General features: G+C 60.4%; 10 protein-coding genes. 8 read left to right on the top strand and 2 right to left on the bottom strand.

All coding sequences use genetic code 11. The annotated features are described in order from the left end of the window. Positions 1–32: 32 nt before the first annotated feature. The gene (locus tag ACREPD_RS21545) at positions 33–494 is read right to left on the bottom strand and encodes a DUF3693 domain-containing protein (RefSeq protein ID WP_431601184.1); all 462 of its coding nucleotides are present in this window, start codon (positions 492–494) and stop codon (positions 33–35) included. Positions 495–571: 77 nt separating this feature from the next. Here ACREPD_RS21545 and ACREPD_RS21550 point away from each other — a divergent pair, with 77 nt between their 5' ends. Together ACREPD_RS21550 and ACREPD_RS21555 are read left to right on the top strand one after the other, a co-directional pair. Continuing rightward, positions 572–739 (top strand): hypothetical protein, encoded by a 168-nt coding sequence (locus tag ACREPD_RS21550; protein ID WP_431601185.1) that lies wholly within the window; start codon positions 572–574, stop codon positions 737–739. Beyond that, positions 736–951 (top strand): hypothetical protein, encoded by a 216-nt coding sequence (locus ACREPD_RS21555; RefSeq protein ID WP_431601186.1) that lies wholly within the window; start codon positions 736–738, stop codon positions 949–951. Before ACREPD_RS21550 ends, ACREPD_RS21555 begins: the two co-directional genes overlap by 4 nt. Positions 952–968: 17 nt before the next feature. Here ACREPD_RS21555 and ACREPD_RS21560 read toward each other — a convergent pair whose 3' ends face one another. Next, a complete protein-coding gene (locus ACREPD_RS21560; protein WP_431601187.1) occupies positions 969–1,289 on the bottom strand; it encodes a hypothetical protein in 321 nt (106 codons plus the stop codon). Between the two features lie 56 nt (positions 1,290–1,345). On the opposite strand from ACREPD_RS21560, the gene ACREPD_RS21565 reads away from it, so the two are divergent. The 6 genes from ACREPD_RS21565 to ACREPD_RS21590 form a co-directional block, all read left to right on the top strand. After that, positions 1,346–2,458: a replication initiation factor domain-containing protein gene (locus ACREPD_RS21565; RefSeq protein ID WP_431601188.1), complete on the top strand. Its 1,113-nt coding sequence runs from the start codon at positions 1,346–1,348 to the stop codon at positions 2,456–2,458. Next, positions 2,455–2,757, top strand: a complete 303-nt coding sequence (locus tag ACREPD_RS21570; RefSeq protein ID WP_431601189.1) for a single-stranded DNA-binding protein — start codon at positions 2,455–2,457, stop codon at positions 2,755–2,757. The genes ACREPD_RS21565 and ACREPD_RS21570 overlap by 4 nt, the downstream gene beginning before the upstream one ends. Before the next feature lie 255 nt (positions 2,758–3,012). Then, a complete protein-coding gene (locus ACREPD_RS21575) occupies positions 3,013–3,225 on the top strand; it encodes a hypothetical protein (protein ID WP_431601190.1) in 213 nt (70 codons plus the stop codon). A 158-nt stretch (positions 3,226–3,383) separates the two neighbouring features. Continuing rightward, positions 3,384–4,766, top strand: a complete 1,383-nt coding sequence (locus ACREPD_RS21580; RefSeq protein ID WP_431601191.1) for a hypothetical protein — start codon at positions 3,384–3,386, stop codon at positions 4,764–4,766. After that, entirely contained in the window at positions 4,767–5,057 is a 291-nt protein-coding gene (locus ACREPD_RS21585) for a DUF2523 family protein (protein WP_431601192.1), read from the top strand. Continuing rightward, a partial coding sequence (locus ACREPD_RS21590) for a zonular occludens toxin domain-containing protein (protein WP_431601193.1) occupies positions 5,057–5,346 on the top strand: 290 nt, incomplete at its 3' end. The genes ACREPD_RS21585 and ACREPD_RS21590, both read left to right, overlap by 1 nt.

Consider the following 5,346-nt stretch of genomic DNA (forward strand, 5'->3'; position numbering starts at 1 on the left):
AGTCTGATGACTGCGATGTTCCGCGCGTTCGTTCAAGGCACCAAGGAAACACAGGCGCCAGCAACTGTGTCGGATATTGCATATCGCATAATGTATACAGTGTCGCTCGCGGAATGACCCACGTCGGCCTGCGCGTCGCGAGGCAGGGCGAATCCCACCCCTATCGCCAAGGCCATAGCGGTAGCCGCTAGGCGGCGCCAAACAGCCTTTTCCTCGCGACTGATCGCGCGTACCTCGCCCACCACTCCAAGCACCTTTGCTAGCGGAATTCCCGTAATTCCCGCAATGGTCGCGCACGTAACCGTGTCCGGAAACTTCTTTCCGCCTCGCCAGTTGCTGACCGCTTGGCGCGACACGCCCAGCTTCCGAGATAGATCGCTATCAGAGGTCGCGCCGCTCGCCTCAACTGCGCGGTTGAGGATGTCTTCGAAATTCACTTGTCCACCCCTCGTTGACACTTTGTCCACCCCCAGTGTACTTTCCTCGCTGTCCACCGGCGGTGGACACCCGCCAGCCGCTCCCCCTAGGGCGCTGGCGGGGATCTAGGGGCTAGGGGCAGGGGATAGGAGTCATGGCTGACGTCGCAATCGTGCTGGCACTGGTGGGTTCGAGCATCGCGCTCGCCCTCGGTGTCGCCGTCCTTCCGCGCAGGCTGCGCGCACTCATCGACGCCACGCGTCCCAACCGAGCTCGCGAAGCCCAGGCGCTGGCACAGGCCGTCGCTGAGGTGGCCCCGTGATTACGAAAGTCACCCTCCGCAAGCGCGGGTCATTCAACAACTCGCCCGCGTCGCGTCGCGCGCGTCGCGACTTCAATTCCTATTGGGCAGGTAAGGACGTGGGCAGTGCACTGCGCGCTGCCGCGTTTGAGCTGGAAATCGCCGCTAGCAAGCGCGGCGACCTCATGGCCGCAGCCCGCTACGCCGAAGAGCAGGAGGTCAGCCGTGCGTGACGGCCTCCGAAAGAATTTCAGCCTGTCGAATGCGCCTGCGGATCGTCGGATTCGCCGGGAATGGCGTCAGGTGATGGGTCCGTTTTCTGCTCAAGGTGTGTCAGCACGTGCAGCAGACTTGCCCTCCAATCTCGCGCGAATTCTGGCGGAACTCTCGAAGCGGGGTCCGCGATGAATTCCTCATGCCAGCGCATGGACGCCTCCATGCACTGCCCGAAACGCTCCGACCTGACGGTCCAGGACATGGCACTCACGATGGCCTCTAGGGCCATGATTCGGGCTTCAAGGGCTTTCAAATACGACTGCTGCTTGCCGTCGAACGTCATTGGGCTGCGCATTGCTGTCTCCGCTGGCTTGGATACGGATCATCTCATGACCGTACGGGGTGCGCTCCATGGCTGTTGATCGCGCGGTGCTGGCCGGGTCAGGACTCCCCTCGTCTAACAGGGGAGTCAGTGAATTCAGGAACGAGGCGGGAACCCTCACGGTAGGCATCGACTGGTTCTCCGCTTCGGTGGATCTCTTCGCAGCATTGCGGGAAGTGGACTTCACCGATGGTGAAACGCAAGAGGAAATGCGCCAGTGGATCGACGCCAGCGCTGACAACGCCCGCACGGCGGCACTGCAAGTGTTCTGCTGGTTCTTTGCAGGGCTGGGCCTTGAGCTTGACGTGGCAGCAAGTGGCGGCCGCTTCTACCTGTGGCGCGTCAAGATCATCAATGCGGCCAAAGAGTTCGTCGGCATGATCGAGCTGGGCGGCGAGGAGTGCAGACGCGCCGATGGCACGTATACAGCTCGCATCGAGTTGACCGGTACCGGGTGCAAAACGGTTGGCGCAGCGCGCTGCGGCCATGCGAAGCGGTGGCTGGAGCTTCGAGCGAAGCTCGAAAGCTGCGCCGGAAGGATTACCCGAGTTGACGTGTGCGCCGATGACCTGATTGGGGACTATCCGTTGCGCCTGGCACAGAAGTGGTACGCCGATGGTGAGTTCAACAATCGCGGCCAGCGTCCGAAGGCACAGCTAGTCGATGACTACGACAGCGGTGACGGAAAGACGCTCTACATCGGCGGCAAAAAGTCCGAGAAACAGCTGCGCGTCTACGAGAAGGGCAGGGAGCAGGGCGACAAGAACTCTCCATGGGTTCGATACGAAGCGCAGTTCCGCAAATCGGATCGCAAAGAGATCCCCTTGGACGTGCTGCGTGACCCCGCGTCCTACCTGCTGGGCGCGTACCCGGTGCTGAACTTTCTGCACTGCGTCGCAACCCGCATCGACATTACGAAAGCCGCAGTGGAAGCCACGTGGAAGAGTGCGCGCAGGCATCTGCGCCGCCAGTACGGCGCCACCTTGGCGTTCATCAGTCGCAACTGCCCTGACGCTGAGTCGTTGAAGGCAGTCATTGAAACCTGCACCTCGCCAAAGCTGCCGAGGTGGGCAACAGGGGATACAGCAGCGCTATGGCCCGAAATCGCGGGCGTAAACCAACCTCAAAGGGGTATCGCATGAACAACGAAGTCAAGGTCACCGTACTTAAGTCCACCATCGATGAACGGCGCGGCACCTTCAAGGACGACGAAGGCAAGGACCGTGAGTACACCACTCGCAAGCAGAAGGCAAAGCTGGAAGCTGGCGGCTTCGCCTACCCGTTTGATGTCCGCCTGGACGAAGGACAAGCCGCTTACCCGGAGGGTGATTACGTCATCGACTTCGCCAGCATGGTGCAGGTCAACAAAGGCGTGCTCAACCTGAGCAAGTACACCGCGCTCATCCCCGTCCAGAAGTCCAGCGCACGCCCCGGCGCGTAACCGAATTAAGGAGAAATCCGTGGAAGAGGTCGTTCTAGTCCTGAACTGCAAGGCATCCGATTTCGATGCCAGCACCGGCCAATGCGCGCACCCCTTCTATGGCCCAGCGTCGATGTTTCTACCGCCCATCGACGCGACTGAGGGCCTTCTGCTGTCCTGTGCAATCGGCACCCTTTGGGGGGTCGGCCACATGATCAAGATGGCTCGCAAGGCAACTGGCGTGTAATCCCTTCGCACTACAGAGAGAGAAAGACGATGTTCAAGAACGAAAAGCTGCGCTCCATCGCCACCAAGGCCACCGCTGTGGTTACCACTGCCATGGTCGCTGCACCGGCCTTTGCGGGCGATCTGGCCGATGCGGTCACGCAGAGCGCGGAACCCGCCGAGTTGACCCTCATCGGCGTTGCCGTACTGACGCTGTGCGGCGTAATCCTGATGATCCGTTCGGGCAAGCGGGCTGCGTCTTAATTCGCTGCCGATCACCACTGGGGCGGGGAAACCCGCCCTTTTTCGTTTAGAGGGGGTTGTATGGCATTCGCAGGGTATTTCGTGTTGCTGGCGCTACTGGGGGGTCTATGGCTCGCACTGGATGGTTGAACGCCTTGTTGCCTATGTTGGTGCTGGTCATGGCATTTGCCTGCATGGCCTACGGGCCTGCTGCCGGGGCGCAAACGTACCGCTGCACCAGCAGCTCACCGCGAGTTTGCGATGAGGGAGAAGCATATGCGGAGGCCCAGGCATACGGAAAGGCTCAGCTGGCCACATACAAGCCGCCACAGTTTGAGTCATGCGTCAAACCAGACGTGCCTAGCAAGGCGTATGCGGGCTATGTCGCTTACACGGGAAATTGCTTTGCGAATGTTTGGATTTCGTCACCCCGCACGTTCTACTACGGCGACGGTTGCTCAAGCCGTCCGGACTGGAACGGCCCATATCCGTACCTCACAGGCGGCAAACCTCGCAACGGCTCCGTGACGTGTAACGGCGGCTGTCGGCAAGCATGGTATTCAACTGGTGACGGATACTTCGTCGGAAAGTACAGCTCTATTCCGGGCACCTGTGACAACTACGACGAGGATAAATGTAAGGCGCAGTACGGCATGTCATGGAACTCCGCAATGTCTGCGTGTGAACCTGACGAAGGGAAGTGCCCGGATGGTAGCGCAACGAACTCGCTCGGTCAGTGCGCACCGGAACCCTGTCCGCCCGGCAAGATCCAGCAGGCGGATGGCACTTGCAAGAACAAGAACAACGAATGCCCAGCAGGGCAGATTAAGTCCCCCGATGGGCAATGCCTTCCCGGCGATGGCCAGTGCGCCAAAGGCGAAGCGCGCGGCAAGGACGGTACGTGTAAAAAGGATAACGACGGTGACGGAAAGCCCGACGAAGAGGACGGCAGCAATCCCGACGATCCCGATGATGGCAAGAAAAAGGAAGAGTTCAGCGGTGGTGACAACTGCACCACGCCCCCGTCATGCAGCGGTTCGCCGATCCTATGTGGTCAAGCACGCATTCAATGGCGAATCGACTGCAACACACGAAAGAACCGCAACATTGCGGGCGGGATGTGCACCGCTCAGCCTGTTTGCACGGGAGATACGTGTGATGCCCTGGAGTACAGCAGCTTGCTGATGCAGTGGCGGATCGCGTGTGCCACTGAAAAGCTCGCAGGGCAGGGCGGCAACGGCAGCGGTGAATCCGGGCAGCCAGAGTGGACCAAGGTCGGATCGATGTCACAGGACCCCGGATCCGGCTCAAGCGCCGGGGATACCAAAGTACTCACGACCAAGAAGCTCGGCGTTTCCGATCTTGACCAATCCGGCGTAGGGGGTGGGGGAGGGCAGTGCATCGGGTTTGCCTCTGGTGGAGGTCAGGGCATCGCATCTGGCTTCACCAACGCGCTTGCGTCGCCGCCCGGCTACTTCTGTGACTACATCAGTACCGTCAGGGCGATCATCATCCTGTGCGCTGCGGTCGCGTCTGTGTTCATCCTTACGAGGGGTGCTTAAATGCCTATGATCATTGGCGCGCTTGTCACCATGCTGCTGCAGGCGCTGCGTCAATACTTGCCCGGCATCATTGGACGGGTTCTGCTGGCTTTCGGTATCGGTTACGTCACGCACGAAATTGCGCTACCGCCGCTCAAGTCATTCATAGAATCCAAGGTCGGCGGCTTGCCCGGCGTCCTGTCTATCTACTTCAGTGCTACGGGCCTCAGCATCGCCGTGAGCATGATCCTTAGCGCCATAGTTGCCGCGAGGGCCCAAGCAGCGATCCTGAGCAAGCTGGGGAGCGACTGATGGCCCTATACCTCGTCACTGGACAGCCTGGGCACGGAAAGACCGCATACGCGCTCGACAAGGCCTTTCAGTTCCAGAAGGCAGGCCGCGCCATCTACGCGCACGGCGTGAAAGACCTGGACTATCAGAAGGCGGGATGGACCTATCTTGAGGACCCTAGGCAGTGGGATCAGCTGCCCGATGGCTCCGTGATCCTGCTCGATGAGTGCTATACCGTGTTCCCGAATCGCAACCCGGGTGCAGCGGTTCCGCCTTTCATTCAAGCGATGGCGACACACCGGCACCGCGG

This window comes from Stenotrophomonas sp. (assembly GCF_050737075.1).
In the GTDB taxonomy this organism is placed as follows: Bacteria; Pseudomonadota; Gammaproteobacteria; order Xanthomonadales; family Xanthomonadaceae; genus Stenotrophomonas.